Source organism: Ruegeria sp. AD11(2025), from assembly GCF_056542405.1.
Genome location: NZ_JBQFZU010000003.1, coordinates 48,527 through 65,007, shown reverse-complemented (window position 1 = coordinate 65,007; position 16,481 = coordinate 48,527). Strand labels below are relative to the sequence as shown.

The 16,481-nt window shown below is 59.4% G+C and carries 16 protein-coding genes; 11 read left to right on the top strand and 5 right to left on the bottom strand.

All coding sequences use genetic code 11. The annotated features are described in order from the left end of the window. The first annotated feature begins 117 nt into the window (after positions 1-117). The 3 genes from ACR1XY_RS03735 to ACR1XY_RS03725 all read left to right on the top strand — a co-directional run bounded on the left by ACR1XY_RS03735 (position 118) and on the right by ACR1XY_RS03725 (position 2,720). Entirely contained in the window at positions 118-1,650 is a 1,533-nt protein-coding gene (locus ACR1XY_RS03735) for an acyl-CoA carboxylase subunit beta (protein WP_480590012.1), read from the top strand. A 97-nt stretch (positions 1,651-1,747) separates the two neighbouring features. Then, complete coding sequence (locus ACR1XY_RS03730) at positions 1,748-2,233, top strand: DUF6497 family protein (RefSeq protein WP_480590010.1); 486 nt, start codon at positions 1,748-1,750, stop codon at positions 2,231-2,233. Between the two features lie 133 nt (positions 2,234-2,366). Next, positions 2,367-2,720, top strand: a complete 354-nt coding sequence (locus tag ACR1XY_RS03725) for a hypothetical protein (RefSeq protein WP_480590008.1) — start codon at positions 2,367-2,369, stop codon at positions 2,718-2,720. An 87-nt stretch (positions 2,721-2,807) separates the two neighbouring features. On the opposite strand, the gene ACR1XY_RS03720 is transcribed toward ACR1XY_RS03725, so the two are convergent. After that, complete coding sequence (locus tag ACR1XY_RS03720; protein WP_480590006.1) at positions 2,808-3,959, bottom strand: DcaP family trimeric outer membrane transporter; 1,152 nt, start codon at positions 3,957-3,959, stop codon at positions 2,808-2,810. A 650-nt stretch (positions 3,960-4,609) separates the two neighbouring features. Between ACR1XY_RS03720 and ACR1XY_RS03715 the strand changes: the two genes are divergently transcribed. Together ACR1XY_RS03715 and ACR1XY_RS03710 are read left to right on the top strand one after the other, a co-directional pair. After that, positions 4,610-4,813: a hypothetical protein gene (locus ACR1XY_RS03715; RefSeq protein WP_480590004.1), complete on the top strand. Its 204-nt coding sequence runs from the start codon at positions 4,610-4,612 to the stop codon at positions 4,811-4,813. A 114-nt stretch (positions 4,814-4,927) separates the two neighbouring features. Further along, positions 4,928-6,973 (top strand): acetyl-CoA carboxylase biotin carboxylase subunit, encoded by a 2,046-nt coding sequence (locus tag ACR1XY_RS03710; RefSeq protein WP_480590002.1) that lies wholly within the window; start codon positions 4,928-4,930, stop codon positions 6,971-6,973. Between the two features lie 76 nt (positions 6,974-7,049). Here ACR1XY_RS03710 and ACR1XY_RS03705 read toward each other — a convergent pair whose 3' ends face one another. Continuing rightward, positions 7,050-7,496 (bottom strand): DUF4174 domain-containing protein, encoded by a 447-nt coding sequence (locus ACR1XY_RS03705; protein ID WP_480590000.1) that lies wholly within the window; start codon positions 7,494-7,496, stop codon positions 7,050-7,052. A 168-nt stretch (positions 7,497-7,664) separates the two neighbouring features. On the opposite strand from ACR1XY_RS03705, the gene scpA reads away from it, so the two are divergent. From scpA to ACR1XY_RS03675, 6 genes are all read left to right on the top strand, one after another. Beyond that, positions 7,665-9,791 carry a methylmalonyl-CoA mutase gene (gene scpA, locus ACR1XY_RS03700; RefSeq protein WP_480589998.1) on the top strand — a complete coding sequence of 709 codons (2,127 nt, stop codon included), beginning with the start codon at positions 7,665-7,667 and terminating at the stop codon, positions 9,789-9,791. Between the two features lie 106 nt (positions 9,792-9,897). Next, complete coding sequence (locus ACR1XY_RS03695) at positions 9,898-10,500, top strand: VOC family protein (RefSeq protein ID WP_480589996.1); 603 nt, start codon at positions 9,898-9,900, stop codon at positions 10,498-10,500. Then, a complete protein-coding gene (locus ACR1XY_RS03690; protein WP_480589994.1) occupies positions 10,497-10,988 on the top strand; it encodes an N-acetyltransferase family protein in 492 nt (163 codons plus the stop codon). Before ACR1XY_RS03695 ends, ACR1XY_RS03690 begins: the two co-directional genes overlap by 4 nt. A gap of 42 nt (positions 10,989-11,030) precedes the next feature. Further along, a complete protein-coding gene (locus ACR1XY_RS03685) occupies positions 11,031-11,711 on the top strand; it encodes a TerB family tellurite resistance protein (protein WP_480589993.1) in 681 nt (226 codons plus the stop codon). 5 nt (positions 11,712-11,716) lie between these two features. Beyond that, positions 11,717-12,694, top strand: a complete 978-nt coding sequence (locus ACR1XY_RS03680; protein ID WP_480589991.1) for an endonuclease/exonuclease/phosphatase family protein — start codon at positions 11,717-11,719, stop codon at positions 12,692-12,694. Positions 12,695-12,732: 38 nt separating this feature from the next. Continuing rightward, positions 12,733-13,107, top strand: a complete 375-nt coding sequence (locus ACR1XY_RS03675) for a hypothetical protein (RefSeq protein WP_480589989.1) — start codon at positions 12,733-12,735, stop codon at positions 13,105-13,107. 3 nt (positions 13,108-13,110) lie between these two features. On the opposite strand, the gene ACR1XY_RS03670 is transcribed toward ACR1XY_RS03675, so the two are convergent. The 3 genes from ACR1XY_RS03670 to ACR1XY_RS03660 are packed head-to-tail and all read right to left on the bottom strand — an operon-like array spanning position 13,111 to position 16,468. Further along, positions 13,111-14,655, bottom strand: a complete 1,545-nt coding sequence (locus ACR1XY_RS03670; RefSeq protein ID WP_480590533.1) for a Ppx/GppA family phosphatase — start codon at positions 14,653-14,655, stop codon at positions 13,111-13,113. Positions 14,656-14,704: 49 nt separating this feature from the next. Continuing rightward, positions 14,705-15,394, bottom strand: a complete 690-nt coding sequence (locus ACR1XY_RS03665) for an HdaA/DnaA family protein (protein ID WP_480589987.1) — start codon at positions 15,392-15,394, stop codon at positions 14,705-14,707. Next, complete coding sequence (locus ACR1XY_RS03660) at positions 15,395-16,468, bottom strand: AI-2E family transporter (RefSeq protein WP_480589985.1); 1,074 nt, start codon at positions 16,466-16,468, stop codon at positions 15,395-15,397. Positions 16,469-16,481 lie beyond the last annotated feature (13 nt).

Here is a 16,481-nt window from a genome sequence, read left to right as displayed (position 1 = left end):
CAAATTTACAGTTTTCCATAAGTTTGTTGCGGTAACTTTGCAAATTTGCCGAAAGATGCTTTGGACCTGAAGCGTATGCGTATAGTGTCGCGCGAAATCTCACAGGGAATGAGCGCCATGAAAGATATCCTTACCGAGCTTGAAGACCGCCGCAACGATGCCCGGCTGGGCGGCGGACAAAAGCGTATCGACGCGCAGCATGGGCGTGGCAAGCTGACCGCGCGCGAGCGGATCGAACTGCTGCTGGACGAAGGCAGCTTTGAAGAGTTCGACATGTTCGTCAGCCACCGCTGTACCGATTTCGGTATGGAAAAACAAAAGACTGCGGGCGATGGCGTGGTCACCGGATGGGGCACGATCAATGGCCGAATGGTCTATGTATTCAGTCAGGACTTCACGGTGTTTGGTGGTTCGCTGTCGGAAACCCACGCGCAGAAGATCTGCAAGATCATGGATATGGCGATCCAGAACGGTGCGCCGGTGATTGGAATCAACGACTCGGGCGGTGCGCGAATCCAGGAGGGCGTGGCCTCGCTGGCGGGCTATGCCGAAGTGTTCCAGCGCAACATCATGGCCTCGGGCGTGGTGCCGCAGATCAGTGTAATCATGGGCCCCTGTGCCGGTGGCGCGGTATACAGCCCGGCGATGACCGACTTTATCTTCATGGTCAAAGACACCTCCTACATGTTCGTGACCGGCCCTGACGTTGTGAAAACTGTCACCAACGAGGTCGTCACCGCCGAGGAATTGGGCGGTGCTTCGACCCACACCAAGAAGTCTTCGGTTGCTGATGGTGCGTTTGAAAACGACGTCGAGGCGATGGCCGAAGTGCGCCGCCTGGTCGACTTCCTGCCGCTCAACAACCGCGAGAAACCTCCGGTGCGCCCGTTCTTTGACAGCCCGGAGCGGATCGAGACCTCGCTGGACACGCTGATACCCGACAATCCGAACACACCCTATGATATGAAAGAACTCATCACCAAAGTGGCGGATGAGGGCGACTTCTACGAAATCCAGGAGGATTTCGCCAAGAACATCATCACCGGTTTTATCCGTCTGGAAGGGCAGACCGTAGGTGTCGTAGCCAATCAGCCGATGATTCTGGCTGGCTGTCTGGACATCGACAGCTCGCGCAAGGCGGCACGGTTCGTGCGCTTCTGCGACTGTTTCGAGATTCCGATCCTGACGCTGGTAGACGTGCCGGGCTTCCTGCCGGGCACCTCGCAGGAATATGGCGGTGTGATCAAGCACGGTGCCAAGCTGCTGTTCGCCTATGGTGAAGCGACCGTACCGAAAGTCACTGTGATCACTCGCAAAGCCTATGGTGGTGCCTATGACGTTATGGCCTCCAAGCATCTGCGTGGTGATTTCAACTATGCCTGGCCCACGGCCGAGATCGCGGTGATGGGCGCCAAGGGCGCGACCGAGATTATTCATCGCGCCGATCTGGGCGATGCTGAGAAGATCGCGCAGCACACGCAGGATTACGAGAACCGGTTTGCCAACCCCTTTGTCGCCGCCGAACGTGGCTTCATCGACGAGGTGATCATGCCGCAATCCACCCGCCGCCGCGTGTCCCGTGCGTTTGCCAGCCTGCGCAACAAGCAGCTGAAAAACCCGTGGAAAAAGCACGACAATATCCCGTTGTAAGGGGTGTCCAAACGAACCACCTGCCGGGGGCCACTCCGTCGGCGGATCATGGCGTAACTGTCGAGCGGAAGTTTGACTTTGAGACCAATGCTGATAGATGACTGACCTTATCAGACATAGAAAAGCGCGGGCCACAAGCCATGCGCGCGCGACCCCGGAGAGAGGAGCCCGCGTCAATCGGGGCTGGGGTCGCGCCTTTATTCTGATGTGTCTCGGATGGTCATCTACCGCTGTTGCGCAGCCCGAAAGCCTGTTGCCGGTTCCGTCGGGTCAACCCGTGCATCTGAGCGATGTTCTGCTGGACAACACCCCGGGCGAGCTGTGGGTCAGGTTCCGTTTTGTGGCGCCCAAGATCGGCTACACCGCTGGGCGAATTGGCTATGACGTCGCTTCGAACGACATGGAACACTTGTGCCAAACCCTAGCGGTTGCCTATTTGGCGCACCATGAGCTTGATCCGGCGCGTGTCGTGATTTCGTTGTCTGACCGGCCTGTCGAATTCGGGCGATCCGCGCCTGACGCCACGCAGTTTTTTGAAGCCTATCGGTTGGAGCAATCCCAATGTATCTGGGAGGCGCTCTGACCATGAAATCCCGTTTTCTTCACCTCAGAGCGTTTCTGAATACCAATGCGGCTTTGGAGGTGCGCGATATGATCCCGTCTGCATTTAAGGGCGATTCTGTTTCCCTACTCTCAGTGAATAGCGAGGTGTCGGTATGCTGAAGCACCGCGGTTTTCCCGGGCGCCTTCCGGGGACGGATTTTCAATTCACCATTCGCCGCGCGAACCCCAAAGGGGTCACGCCGATTACGCGACGCGAGCGGTTCCGTGATCGCAAACCGGCAGACCGTCGTGCGGATGCCGCCTTCATGGAAGCGCTGTGGCAGAACTTCGGGGATCAGCCTTTCGAGCGTGGCAATCTGGACGCCGGCCGCCTGAGCTGGCTGTTCGAGCGCGAAGTGATCCCGGCCGAAGACCCGTTTGATCCGGCCAACTATGACGCCTTGCTGATCATTGATGTGGACGCGGCGCGGATGTCGTTCCCCGATGTCTTCGACGGGGTGCGCTGAACCGTGCAGGCCACTGTCGCGCATATCCATCCGGGGGCACCTTCGGAAAAAACCCTGCCCGGTTGCAGGCAGGGCGGTTCAGTGCGTTCAGAAATTCAGCTGCGCGGCGACCTGAATACGGTTGCCGTCAAAGGTCCGGCCCGTGGGTTCGTCGTTCCGCTCACCATAGATGTACTCGGCGCTCAGCGTCAGGTTCTCGGTGGCCTGATAGAAAGCGTTGACGTGGATCGTCTCCAACTCGGTGAAGGACAAAGTGCCGGTAGAGGTCGGCAGGTCATAGTCTTCCTTGCCGTAAGCGATGCCGACATTCCACTTTTCTCCCAGGTCCTGACGGAACTCGATGGTGTAGCCGTCCACGTCGTTGGCCTGACCGCTAACAACAGCATCACCAAGGCCGATCAGATAGGGGCCAAGGGCCTCTCCGTTGACATAGTTGACCTGAAACAGCCCGCCCTGCCACGGACGCACCGATCCGGACAGGGTAAAGCCGGTCTGGTCCACCTCGACGCCTCCGCCTTCGGCCTTGCCATAAAGGGCCGACGCGCGGGCGATATAGGTGCCGTCATTGTATTCCGCCGAGGCGGTCAGCACCGGATCATCCGAGTTCGACCCGCTGACGTTTTCTTCGACCGAAACGGCAAAAGACGTGTTGGTCCCGAAACTGTTGGTGTAGCGGACCTGTGGAACACGGGCGAAAGCGATGCCAACGGGTCCGTTGAATTCGACCGAGGTCGGATAGGTGTCCAGTGGCTGGAAGTTGGTCCAGTACTGGCCGATCAGCCAATTGTCCCCGATTCGGATATTGGCATGGCGCAATCGAAATTCGGCGGTACCGTTCGAGGCGAAAAGGTCAACCTCCAGTTGGCCGCCGATGTCGCCAATGGCGCTGGGCGTGGTGGTAAGCAAACCGATCCGCGATTGGCGTACAGTGGCGCCGAAGGTGCCGTCGGTGGCTGCCGAAGGCTCACCGATGACGTTCACGAAGGCGGTGTCGCCCTGGTCGAACTCGAAGTCATAGAAGAAGTCGGCTTTTACATAGCCATAGACGTCCAAAGTGGTGTTGCCGATCCTGAATTCTCCGGGGGTGGTGCCCGGTCCTGTAGATTCCAGCGCTTCGATCCGGGCACGCAACGCATCCAGTTCAGCCTGAGTTTCAGCATCTTGGGCAAAGACCTGCGTACTGGTCACGCTAAGAACATAGGCAGCGAGCAGGAATGCCTTTTTTCTCTTTATAATCATGTGGGTGTTCCCTTGTGTGCAGAAGTGCAAGGGCAAGGTTTCACGCAAATGTCAGCGTGGGAAATCACGAGAACGGGATGGGAATCGCGTGATTTCTCAAGAAGAATTGTGCGAGGGCTCAGTAGTTTTCACAGCCGGGTGAACAGATCGGTTAACCCTACGGCTGTGAACGGAGATTTGAAGCGGTGGCCGGTGCCAGGCCGTGATGCTGCACGTGCAGAAACGGGTGTCGATGGTGAGCTTTGTAACGCCAATGTGACTGTACGGGCCACCGGTTTCGCGCACCCGATGGTGCAGCGTGTCGGCGCAAATTTGCGCGGGAATTCACCGTATGGGCGAATTCCAGCCGGAATCTCTCTTGGAAACAATACTTTGTTTGCGGCCTTGATTGTGCCGTGCAATGTGAATGAGCCGTGCGGCTCTACTTTGCCTGCGCCGCACAAGCACCTACTATTCCGTACCCCTTCCTTCCGCGGGCAGGTTTGTGAAACTCACAATACCTCGCCCGCGTTTTTCTTTGAGCGCTCTTTGCGCTTAAAGCGGCATAATTCTGCGCAAAATGCAGATTTGGGGGACCTGTTATTGAATAACAGCCCCCACTTACGCCATCAGCGCCCCGACGCATCAAGAAACCAAAAGGGGCAGAGCGTATGCGAATCTCAAAAATCATCCTTGCCGTGGCGACCTGTGCTGGGCTTGCGGCCTGTGGCGACTCGTTCGGCGAGCAGGCCTTGCTTGGCGGCGGCGCAGGGGCGCTGGGTTCGGCGGTCCTGGGTGCCGATCCGTTCGTCGGAGCGGCAGTCGGTGCCGCGGGCAACGTGCTTTACTGCAAGACGCAAAAGAACTGCTACTAACTTAAACTACGGGGCGCCCGTCGCCCCGACCGTCATCGCGCAACACGCCGTCGTGGGGTTCAAGCCCCGTGGCGGCGTTTTGCGTTTCCAGAACACCAAGACAAAGGACGTTCCATGTTCAATAAGATCCTGATCGCCAACAGGGGCGAGATCGCTTGCCGAGTCATCAAGACCGCTCGTAAAATGGGCATTGGCACTGTTGCCATTTACTCGGACGCGGACAGAAACGCGTTGCACGTGTCGATGGCGGATGAGGCCGTTCACATTGGGCCCCCACCCGCGAACCAGTCCTATATCGTGATCGACAAGGTGATGGACGCTATCCGCCAAAGCGGCGCGCAGGCCGTACACCCCGGCTATGGTTTCCTGTCTGAAAACTCGAAATTCGCCGAGGCGCTGGAAGCCGAAGGTGTGGCGTTCGTCGGTCCTCCGGTCGGGGCTATCGAAAGCATGGGCGACAAGATCACCTCGAAGAAAATCGCACAGGATGCGGGGGTTTCGACGGTGCCTGGATATATGGGCCTGATCGAAGACGCTGATGAGGCCGTGAAAATCTCAAACGAAATAGGCTATCCGGTGATGATTAAGGCCAGCGCCGGTGGCGGTGGCAAAGGCATGCGGATCGCGTGGAACGATGACGAGGCGCGAGAGGGTTTCCAATCCTCCAAAAACGAGGCTGCGAACTCGTTCGGCGACGACCGGATCTTTATCGAGAAATTCGTGACCCAGCCGCGACACATCGAAATTCAGGTCCTGTGCGACAGCCATGGCAACGGCATCTATCTGGGCGAACGCGAATGCTCGATCCAGCGCCGTAATCAGAAAGTGGTGGAAGAGGCCCCGTCGCCTTTCCTCGACCCCGAAACCCGCAAGGCGATGGGGGAACAGGCTGTGGCTCTGGCCAAGGCCGTGAACTATGCCAGCGCCGGCACGGTTGAGTTCATCGTCGATGGCGACAAGAACTTCTACTTTCTCGAAATGAACACCCGCCTGCAGGTGGAACACCCGGTGACCGAGTTGATCACTGGCGTCGATCTGGTCGAACAGATGATCCGCGTGGCCGCCGGTGAGAAGCTGACGATCACTCAGGATGACGTGACTCTGACCGGTTGGGCGATTGAAAACCGTCTGTATGCCGAAGACCCGTATCGCGGCTTCCTGCCGTCGATTGGACGACTGACCCGCTATCGTCCGCCGCAGGAAACGGCTGCTGGTCCGATGTTGGTGAACGGAAAATGGCAGGGCGACGCGCCTGAAGGTGAGGCTGCGGTGCGTAACGATACCGGCGTCTATGAAGGCGGCGAGATCAGCATGTATTATGACCCGATGATCGCCAAGCTGTGCACTTGGGCCCCGACCCGCGAACAGGCGATCGAGGCGATGCGCGTGGCGCTGGACAGTTTCGAGGTCGAAGGTATCGGCCACAACCTGCCGTTCCTGTCTGCCGTGATGGACCACCCGAAATTCGTCAGCGGTGACATGACCACCGCGTTTATTGCAGAGGAATACCCTGACGGTTTTGAAGGCGTTCAACTGTCTGCAGTTGATCTGCGCCGGATCGCGGCGTCCTGCGCGGCGATGTATCGTGTGGCCGAGATCCGCCGCACGCGTGTTTCGGGCCGCATGGACAACCACGAACGCAAGGTCGGCAAGCGCTGGAACGTGGCGCTGCAGGGGCAGGAGTTCGATGTCAAAGTCAAGGCCGACAAAGAGGGCGCGACCGTCAAGTTTGCCGACGGAGAAAGCTTGCGCGTTGTATCGGATTGGACCCCGGGGGATCAACTGGCCGTCGTGGATGTGGACGGCAGCCCGCTGGTCATGAAGGTCGGCAAAATCTCGGGCGGGTTCCGCATTCGCAACCGGGGCGCGGATCTGAAGGTGCATGTGCGCCGTCCGCATCAGGCCGCTCTGGCCAGGCTGATGCCCGAGAAACTGCCGCCCGATACCTCGAAAATGCTGCTCTGCCCGATGCCCGGCCTGATCGTAAAGATCGACGTCGAAGTGGGGCAGGAAGTGCAGGAAGGTCAGGCGTTGTGCACCGTTGAGGCGATGAAAATGGAGAACATCCTGCGCGCCGAGAAAAAGGGTACCGTCGCCAAGATCAACGCAGGCCCCGGCGACAGCCTCGCCGTGGACGATGTGATCATCGAGTTCGAATGATCATGACCGCGTTTTTGCCATATCGCACCGGGTCTCCGGCGTTTCGCGCCGGGGGCTTGGGGCGTGGCGAAGGCGCTCAGCCTCCCTCGCGCCGTTCGCGGATCTCGCGTTCACGCAGGGGTGTCTTGTCAATTGACCGGCCGATCTCGCGCACGCTCCATGGGGACGGTTTACGCAGTTTGACGACGCCGTCCTTGTCGACAAACACCATCTGGAACCCGCGTGGCCGCAATTGCGACCGGATCGGTGATCGCGCTGAAGGGTCGGTGTCGGTCAGTACGACCACGTCGCGGTCGCGCATGGCTGCTTCGCCCTCGACCAGCATGTCGATCTGTTGCTGGAACCGCGGGTCGGCGGGCGTGTCGGCGAATACCACGATGGGCCGATTAACCCAGAGGAACTCGCTGAGTTCGCTATCACCAGCAGAGCGGACGAATTCGTCCTCTGCCGGAGCAGACCCATCGGCAGCCATCGCGGCTAGCGGGAATAGTGCCGAGAAAACAAGGGCAAGCGTTCGTGTCATGGGGCCTCCTGTTGAAATGAATATAGCCCCTGTGCCCACGAATGCGACCGGTGAATTGCGCGAGGCGTTCAAAATCTTGCGTTTGAGCGCGGCCGGATTGGGCGCCCAGAGCATCACATCGCGAAGGGAATGCCCTGTCGCGACCCGAATTGAGAAAAGGATATCGCTATGACCGATACGAAAGACTGGCAGGTGTTGGCCGAGAAAGAGCTGCGCGGTCGCCCGCTGGAAGACCTGACCAGAGAGACACTGGAAGGCATCGACGTCAAACCGCTCTATACGCAGGACGATACCGCCGACCTGCCACATATGGGGTCGCTGCCCGGCTTCGGGCCGTTCACGCGCGGGGTGAAGGCGACGATGTATGCCGGGCGTCCCTGGACGATTCGTCAGTATGCGGGGTTTTCGACGGCCGAGGAATCGAACGCCTTCTACCGCCGAAACCTAGCTGCTGGTCAGCAGGGCGTTTCGGTGGCATTCGATCTGGCGACGCACCGTGGCTATGACAGTGACCACCCGCGCGTTGTTGGCGATGTCGGTAAGGCCGGTGTGGCCATCGACAGCGTCGAGGACATGAAGATCCTTTTTGACGGCATCCCGCTGGACAAGGTCTCGGTCTCGATGACGATGAACGGCGCGGTGATTCCGATCCTGGCGAGTTTCATCGTAGCGGGCGAAGAACAGGGGCATGACAAGTCGGTTCTGTCCGGCACTATTCAGAATGACATTCTGAAAGAGTTTATGGTCCGCAACACCTATATCTACCCGCCTGAGCCGTCGATGAAGATCATCTCGGACATCATCGAGTTCACCTCGAACGAGATGCCGAAATTCAACTCGATCTCGATCTCGGGCTATCACATGCAGGAGGCCGGGGCGAACCTGGTGCAGGAACTGGCCTATACGCTGGCTGATGGCCGCGAATATGTACGCGCCGCGACCGAGGCTGGAATGGACGTGGACAAGTTCGCAGGTCGTTTGTCCTTCTTTTTTGCCATCGGCATGAACTTTTTCATGGAGATCGCCAAGCTGCGTGCGGCCCGTACGTTGTGGCACCGGGTGATGACAGATTTCGGCGCGAAATCCGAGCGGTCCAAAATGCTGCGCACCCACTGCCAGACTTCGGGCGTGTCGCTGCAGGAACAAGACCCTTATAACAACGTGATCCGCACCGCCTATGAAGCAATGAGCGCGGTTCTGGGTGGTACTCAGTCGCTGCACACCAACGCTCTGGACGAGGCGATCGCGCTGCCAACTGATTTCTCGGCCCGCATCGCGCGGAACACGCAGTTGGTGCTGCAGGAAGAGACCGGCGTGACCGATGTGGTCGATCCGCTGGCAGGTTCTTACTATGTCGAAAGCCTGACCAGCGAACTGATCGAAAAGGCCTGGGCCCTGATGGAAGAGGTCGAGGAGATGGGTGGCATGACCAAGGCCGTCGCCTCGGGCATGCCCAAGCTGCGGATCGAGGAAAGCGCAGCGCGGCGTCAGGCCATGATCGATCGGGGCGACGAAGTGATCGTCGGCGTCAACAAGTACCGCAAGGAACAGGAAGACCCGATCGACATTCTGGACGTCGACAACGTAGCCGTGCGCGAAGCTCAGGTCGCGCGGTTGGAACGTATCCGCGCAACGCGGGACGAAGCAGCCTGCCAACAGGCATTGGACGCTCTGACCACCACTGCCCGCGAGGGTGGAAACCTGCTGGCCGCCGCCGTCGAGGCCGCCCGTGCCCGCGCATCCGTAGGAGAGATCAGCATGGCAATGGAAAAGGAATTCGGCCGTCACCGCGCCGAGGTGAAAACCCTGGCAGGAGTTTATGGTGCGGCCTACGAAGGCGACGAAGGTTTTGCCGCGATCCAGAAATCCATCGAAGATTTTGCCGAGGTGGAAGGTCGTCGCCCCCGCCTGTTGGTCGTCAAGATGGGGCAGGACGGCCACGATCGGGGCGCCAAAGTGATCGCCACCGCCTTTGCGGATATTGGCTTTGACGTGGACGTCGGACCTCTGTTCCAGACGCCAGCCGAAGCTGCGCAAGACGCCGTGGACAATGATGTGCACGTGGTCGGGATCTCTTCGCAGGCAGCGGGGCACAAGACGCTTGCGCCGCAGTTGGTCGAGGAACTCAAGAAGGCGGGTGCCGAGGATATCATCGTCATTTGCGGCGGTGTGATTCCGCAACAGGACTATCAGTTCCTCTATGACCACGGGGTCAAGGCGATCTTTGGGCCGGGCACTAATATCCCCGAAGCTGCGCAGGATATCCTGCGTCTGATTGCCGAAGCCAAGGGGTGAGCCCAACGAGGTTTTTCGACAAAAAATCTTGTGATCCGGCGTCTTTGACGGAAACATGCGACCAGGCCCTTCGTGGGTCTGGTCGCAATCTTTTGGGAGGATGCACGTGTTACTAGATCATCTGGCAGTGGCGGGTGAGACGCTGGAAGCTGCATCTGCACACATCGAAGACGCTTTGGGTGTGTCACTGCAAGACGGCGGCAAGCACGACGCCTTTGGGACTCACAACCGTCTGTTAGGGTTGCGGGATGGGCTGTATCTGGAGGCCATCGCAATCGACCCACAGGCGCCCAGGATGGAACGCACACGGTGGTTCGACCTTGACCGGTTTGCAGGCGCGCCGCGCCTGAGCAACTGGATTTGCCGGGTTTCGGATATTGAAGCTTCCGTGTCCATGTTTCCTGATGGTGTGGGGCAGCCGATTGATCTGGCCCGTGGCGCGTTGAGGTGGAAAATGGCGGTGCCCCCGAACGGAAGGCTGCCGTTCGACAATCTGTTTCCCGCCCTGATTCAATGGCACGGTGATCTGCACCCGGCGCAGATGCTGCAGGACAGCGGGTGCCGCCTTCGACGCCTTGTGGTCTTCCACCCCGATGCGCTGGATCTGGCCCGATTGCTGGGTGATTTGGAAAACGTGGTGTTTGACACCGGCCCCGCAGCGTTGCGGGCCGAGTTCGAAACGCCGCATGGCCCACGCGTGTTGGAATGATCATTAGAGCGGCGCAGGTTTCAGACGCCCCCTCAGTCGTTGCAATCACCAACGCGATCATTCGCGACACGCTGGTGACCTTCACCACCAACGAGCGCAGCGTGGATGCCATTGCCGCGGACATTAAAACCCGCGGTCCTGCCTATCTGGTGGCCGAATCGGATGGACAGGTTTTGGGCTTTGCCACTTACAGTTTGTTTCGTAACGGTCCGGGCTATGCGCATTGCCGCGAGCATACAATCCTGCTGGCCCCTGAGGCGCGCGGGCAGGGCGCAGGGCGGGCCTTGATGTCTGCGCTTGAGGGTGCGGCGCAGGCAGAGGGCGTGCACGTGTTGGTCGCCGGGATTTCCTCGGCCAACCCAGGGGCGGTCGCGTTTCACGCCGCGCTTGGGTACACGCAGGTGGGTCTCATGCCCGAGGTCGGGCGCAAATGGGGCAAACGGTTGGACCTTGTGCTGATGCAGAAAATTCTTTCGACTGACGAATAGGTTGCACCTGACAGTTGCGATTTGGGGCGCTAGGGTGCGCTCATGTCGATCTGGACCCGTATATCCGACGCTCTGAGCGCGCTTGCCCAAGGCGAAAGCCTGACGGCTGTTTTTGAGAAACTGCGCACGCCGCCCGAACGCTCGGTGGCATTTGCGATTGCCGTGATTGCGCTGGGCGCAAAGATGGCAAAGGCCGATGGTCAGGTGACGCGCGACGAGGTGACAGCCTTCCGCGACGTTTTCCAGATCGCGCGCGAAGACGAGGCTGGCGCGGCAAGAGTTTTCGACATGGCCCGAACGGATGTTGCTGGCTATCAGGACTATGCTCGCAAGATTGCCCGCATGTTCGCCGATGACAGCACCACCCTTTGCGATCTGATGGAGGGGCTGTTTCACATTGCCATGGCCGACGGGTTCTATCATCCCAACGAGAACGAGTTCCTGGAAGAGGTCAGCCGCATTTTCGGTCAGTCAGAGGCGCAGTTCCTCGCCCTGCGCGCGCGGTTTGTGCCCGACGCGCCCAAGGACCCTTACACGGTTCTGGGTGTGCCCCGAGACATGCCGCTGCCCGATATCCGTACGGTCTGGCGGCAATTGGTACGAGACACGCATCCCGATGCGATGATGGCGCGCGGTGTGCCCGAGGAAGCCATCCGTTTGGCCGAAAAGAAGATGATCGACATCAACCGCGCCTGGGACGAGATCAACGGCGCGCGGGCTTAACCGCGATGCGACTGGCGACCTACAATATCGAATGGTTCGCCAACCTGTTCGATCGCAACGACAATCTGGTCGTCGATGACAGCTGGTCCGGCCGCCACAACGTCACCAAAGCGCAGCAGGTCGAGGCCATCGCCAAGGTTCTGACGGCGGTCGACGCAGACGCGATCCTGATCGTCGAGGCACCGAACTCTGGCAAGACACAGGACACCATCCGCGCGTTGCAGGGCTTTGCCGAGGCATTCGATCTGCGCACCTCGCACGCGATTATGGGATTTGCAAACGACACCCATCAGGAACTTGCCCTTCTTTACGACCCCAATGCGCTGACCGTGCGGCACGATCCGGTCGCGGGCGAAAGAGCGGCGCCGCGTTTTGACGGGGTGTTTCAAATCGACCTCGATATCGACGCCACCGAAGACCATGTTCGTTTTTCCAAGCCGCCGATGGAGTTGGCGGTGCAGATCCGGGCCGGGGCGCAGGTTCGGCTGATCGGAGCGCACCTGAAATCCAAGGCACCGCACGGCGCCGGATCGCGGGACGAGGCGATCCGAATCTCGATTGCGAATCGCAGAAAGCAACTGGCGCAGGCCGTTTGGCTGTCCCGTAGGGTAAGGACGCATATTGCGGAAGGAGAGCAGGTCATTCTTTTGGGGGATTTGAACGACGGGCCGGGGCTGGATGAGTTTGAGCATCTGTTCGGGCGGTCTTCGGTCGAGATTTTGCTGCAGGCCGGATTGTTCGATCCACACGCGAAAGGAGCGGGTCCGGCCCTGTCTACAGCCCGGTTTGCTCGCGAGGGCGGCCAATTCCTCGAGGCGCTGCTGGATTATATCATGGTCAGTGATAACCTACGCGCCCGGCGTCCTGCCTGGCGGATATGGCACCCGCTGAAGGACGCCGGCCTCCGCGCCTTGCCGGACCTGCAACAGGCACTGCTGACGGCATCCGACCATTTCCCGGTTACGCTGGATATCGACCTCTGACCTTTAATCATGGGGCATCACGGCTTATATTTCGGGTCATGAAACTTTTTTTTCCGATCTGCGCGGTAACAGCGGCTCTGGCATTGCCCGCCCATGCCGAGGAAGAAACCGGCAAATCTCTGATGGAGCAGGGCGCCGAGCTGTTTTTTGAGGGCCTGCGACAGGAAATGGAGCCCGCGCTGGATGACCTGCAAGGTCTGGTCACTCAATTCGGTCCGGCGATGCAATCTTTCTTTGAGCAGATGGGGCCTGCTTTGACAGAGCTGGCGGGTGAGATCGAGGATTGGAGCGCCTATGAAGCGCCCGAAATCTTGCCGAACGGAGACATCATCATCCGCAAGAAACCCGAGCAAGATCAACCCGTCCCCCCGGCAAACACCGAAGAGGAAACGGACGAGGGAACGGAAATCTGATCCTCAATCCCGGACGACTACGCGGGTGTTCGACCTCAGCGCGTTTGCCAGTGATGTCAGCCGCGCCTCGGCCACTTCGTTGAACAACGGGCGTGCTTCAGGTGGCAGCAGCAGGTCAAGCTGACGCTTTTTTGGAAAAAAGCGCAAAGTCCCCATAGGGGCGTCATTCTGCATCCAGAGCATGGCGCCAAAGCGCATGGCCTTGCCCAGAACCTCTGCCTGTTTCTGACCCTTCTCGTCCAGCAGCTTGTAAATCGGCTCGAACCTGTTGCCCTCGCGTTTGTTGCGATACCGGTGCTGCAGGGCGAGGCCGATGAAGACCCGTTCAGAGTGCTTCAGCCCGCCCAGATTGGCACGGGTGACATAGTCAAAACAGACTTCGGCCCGGTAATCGGGATGAGCGCGCCAACTGACGTCATGCAGCAAACAGGCCGCTTTGATCAGGCGCACGCGCGCCTCGGGGGCCGATTTGAAAAGTGGCATGACGAAATCGAACAAGTGCTTGCCGAAGCCCGGCAGGCGGGCGTCCTTGGCCTCGGAAAACCGGCTGGCCTCGATCAGTGGGTCGCAGTCGCGCAGGGATTGCGGCATTTGCTCGTAAAGCAACCCCTCGCGTATGCCATAGCTTGAGATCGCAATGTCTTTTGGTTTGAACGTCCGGATCAGACGCGCCAGCACATCCATCGCATAGGGGATCAGCGCCATACGGGAACTGGAAACACCGGCAAGGCTGCGCATTTCGTCCGGGTCGCCCTTTTCGATGAACTTGATGGTCTGGTGAACCTGCTTGGTGGTCATGCGGTATTCATGCAGTACGTTCAGCGGGTAACCCCGGCGCAGCATGTCCAGCCGGGCGAAGGCGCGCCAACTGCCGCCGACAAGGAACAGACGGTCACGTTGCCTGCCCATCTGGTTGCGCAACTCTTCCATGGTGGCCTTGATGTGGGCTTTACGCGCGCGCCGACCGCCCTTGATGTCACGCAGTTTCAGTGGACCCAGGGCAGAGGTCACACGGCGTCCCACGTCACCGGCACCGATCTCGGCCAGTTCCATGGACGAACCACCGATGTCGCAGATCAATCCATAGGCGCCGGGCCAGCCCAAAAGCACGCCCTGCGCTGACAGCCGCGCCTCTTCCCCACCATCAATGATCGAGACAGTCAGGCCTGTTTCTGATCTGACCTCATCGCAGAAGTCCGGCCCGTCTTTTGCCTCGCGCACGGCGGCGGTGGCGACAACATGTAGACCTGGAAGGCCCAGATCGTCGGACAGACGCCGGAACCGGCGCAGCGCGGCCAGTGCGCGCACCCGTCCGCGGGGATTCAGGCGGCCGGTCTCAGACAGACCCGCGCCCAGTTCGCACATGACTTTTTCGTTGTAGAAATAGGCCGGTGATCGCGCAGCGCCGTCAAAAATCACCATCCGGACAGAGTTTGAACCAACGTCGACCACACCCACACGCGACAGGGCGCGGGCTTCGGGGTTGTCAAACAATGGCTTACCGAAAGACCCCCAGTCTGGAATTTTGGTTTCGACGGTCTGATCCATGTCTTTTCCAAGTGTTCCGGTCACAGTTTGCGAAATCACCGGGTGTGGGTCAATTGTCTGGTTCGACATCGTTTCCGTCCGAATTCAATACTCTGACTGCCAGCGTGCGCGTTATTTCGCGCTTTTCCGAGAGGGCAATTTGATCCAGTCGCGCAACGACCTCGGCGGCGGTTTCAAAGCGACGGTCCATGTGCTTGACCAGATAGGCAATGACCTCGGGCCCCGGGTTAAGCTGTCGGTCGATGAACAGCTTGGCCAGAACAGCCCCCAGCAGCGCGTCGTCGGGCGGGTCGAGCGCCACGTGATGCGCGCCTTCGATTCGGCTTTGCAGGTCGGGCAGCGGCAGTTGCCATAGCTTTGGGGTCAGTCGCCCGGTCATCAGCAGGGCGTGCCCCTCGGCCAGAACCAGGTTGTGCAGGTGGAACAGGGTTTTTTGTTGCTCGGGATCCTCCGCGATCATCGGCACGTCTTCGACCGCAACCGGGGTTTGGGCCAAGGCGGGCACGTCGTCATATCGCAGGTCGTGGGCCTGAATGATGCGCCCTCCGGTATCGGCCGCCCAGACATGAGCCAGATGCGTCTTGCCAGCCCCGGCCGGGCCGCTGAGCACCAGTTTGTTGCCTGGCCACGAGGTTGCTGAAATCATCGCAACGGCGAGTGCATTGGCAGGCGAGACAAAGAAATCTTCACGGCCCAGAGCGGTTTTGGCCGGCAGATCAAAGCTCAGTTGTCGGGGCATTTATTCGTCTTCCTGATTCAGCCCTTCAAGGCCGGTGTACAAACGGCTTTCCAGATAGAGCGAGGTCAGGAACCGGGCCACGACACCCAGCGCCGCAGCAACAGGCACAGCAACCAGCATACCCACAAAGCCGAACAATGCGCCGAACACCGACAATGCCAACAGCAGCCAGACAGGGTGCAGACCCACCGAGCTGCCGACCAGTTTGGGGGTCAGGAAATTGCCCTCGGTCACCTGACCCAAGGCAAAAATACCGGCGACCAGCCCGATATGAATCCAATCCCCCCAGAACTGGAAAAGCGCGAGACCAATCGCCAGCGTGCCGCCGATCAGGGCGCCCAGATAAGGGATGAAGGTGACCAATCCGGCAATGAACCCGACGATCAGGCCGAATTGCAGACCAACGATCATCAGCGCTACTGCGTAATAAGTTCCAAGGATCAGACAGACTGTCCCCATGCCGCGCACGAACGAGGCCAGAACGTCATCGATCTCACCTGCCAGACGTTTGATCGTGGGGGCGTGGTCGCGGGGCAGAAGCTCTCCGATGCGGGCGATCATGCGGTCCCAGTCCATCAACAGGTAAACCGCCACGACAGGCGCGATCACCAGCAGAACGGCTACGTTGATGGCAGAGCCAAGCGATGCGACGACCGATTGCAGCAAATCGCCGGTTTTCGATTGCAGGGTTTCGCCGATTGAGACCAAAGCCTGATGCGAACTGGAATTGCTGTCCAGCAGCGACGGGAATCGCTTCTCGATAAAGCCGCGCAGCTCTTTGAACAGGCTGGGCAGGACCTCGACCAGATCGATCAGCTGGGTGATCAATGCCGGTACCACCATCAGAATCATCAGGACAAAGCCCAAAACGCCGACAATGGTGATGATCCCGGTTGCCGCCATGCGCGACAGACCCAGATTTTCCAGACGGTCTGCAACTGGATCAAGGAAATAGGCGATCGCTCCGCCGATGACGAAGGGCAGCAAAACGTCACCAAGTGCCCACATCAGCAGCACAAATACTGCAGCGGCAACCCCCCAGTACCTGAGCTGATCTTTCACCGGCAAAGCCATGGCTGTCCCCTTG

What these genes read in the sequence shown, in the direction of transcription:
- ACR1XY_RS03690 (WP_480589994.1), top strand. Translation starts at nt 10,497, where the DNA reads ATGATCATTAGAGCGGCGCAGGTTTCAGACGCCCCCTCAGTCGTTGCA.
- scpA (WP_480589998.1), top strand. Translation starts at nt 7,665, where the DNA reads ATGACCGATACGAAAGACTGGCAGGTGTTGGCCGAGAAAGAGCTGCGC.
- ACR1XY_RS03720 (WP_480590006.1), bottom strand. Translation starts at nt 3,959, where the DNA reads ATGATTATAAAGAGAAAAAAGGCATTCCTGCTCGCTGCCTATGTTCTT.
- ACR1XY_RS03685 (WP_480589993.1), top strand. Translation starts at nt 11,031, where the DNA reads ATGTCGATCTGGACCCGTATATCCGACGCTCTGAGCGCGCTTGCCCAA.
- ACR1XY_RS03680 (WP_480589991.1), top strand. Translation starts at nt 11,717, where the DNA reads ATGCGACTGGCGACCTACAATATCGAATGGTTCGCCAACCTGTTCGAT.
- ACR1XY_RS03715 (WP_480590004.1), top strand. Translation starts at nt 4,610, where the DNA reads ATGCGAATCTCAAAAATCATCCTTGCCGTGGCGACCTGTGCTGGGCTT.
- ACR1XY_RS03710 (WP_480590002.1), top strand. Translation starts at nt 4,928, where the DNA reads ATGTTCAATAAGATCCTGATCGCCAACAGGGGCGAGATCGCTTGCCGA.
- ACR1XY_RS03725 (WP_480590008.1), top strand. Translation starts at nt 2,367, where the DNA reads ATGCTGAAGCACCGCGGTTTTCCCGGGCGCCTTCCGGGGACGGATTTT.
- ACR1XY_RS03670 (WP_480590533.1), bottom strand. Translation starts at nt 14,655, where the DNA reads ATGGATCAGACCGTCGAAACCAAAATTCCAGACTGGGGGTCTTTCGGT.
- ACR1XY_RS03705 (WP_480590000.1), bottom strand. Translation starts at nt 7,496, where the DNA reads ATGACACGAACGCTTGCCCTTGTTTTCTCGGCACTATTCCCGCTAGCC.
- ACR1XY_RS03735 (WP_480590012.1), top strand. Translation starts at nt 118, where the DNA reads ATGAAAGATATCCTTACCGAGCTTGAAGACCGCCGCAACGATGCCCGG.
- ACR1XY_RS03730 (WP_480590010.1), top strand. Translation starts at nt 1,748, where the DNA reads ATGACTGACCTTATCAGACATAGAAAAGCGCGGGCCACAAGCCATGCG.
- ACR1XY_RS03675 (WP_480589989.1), top strand. Translation starts at nt 12,733, where the DNA reads ATGAAACTTTTTTTTCCGATCTGCGCGGTAACAGCGGCTCTGGCATTG.
- ACR1XY_RS03665 (WP_480589987.1), bottom strand. Translation starts at nt 15,394, where the DNA reads ATGCCCCGACAACTGAGCTTTGATCTGCCGGCCAAAACCGCTCTGGGC.
- ACR1XY_RS03660 (WP_480589985.1), bottom strand. Translation starts at nt 16,468, where the DNA reads ATGGCTTTGCCGGTGAAAGATCAGCTCAGGTACTGGGGGGTTGCCGCT.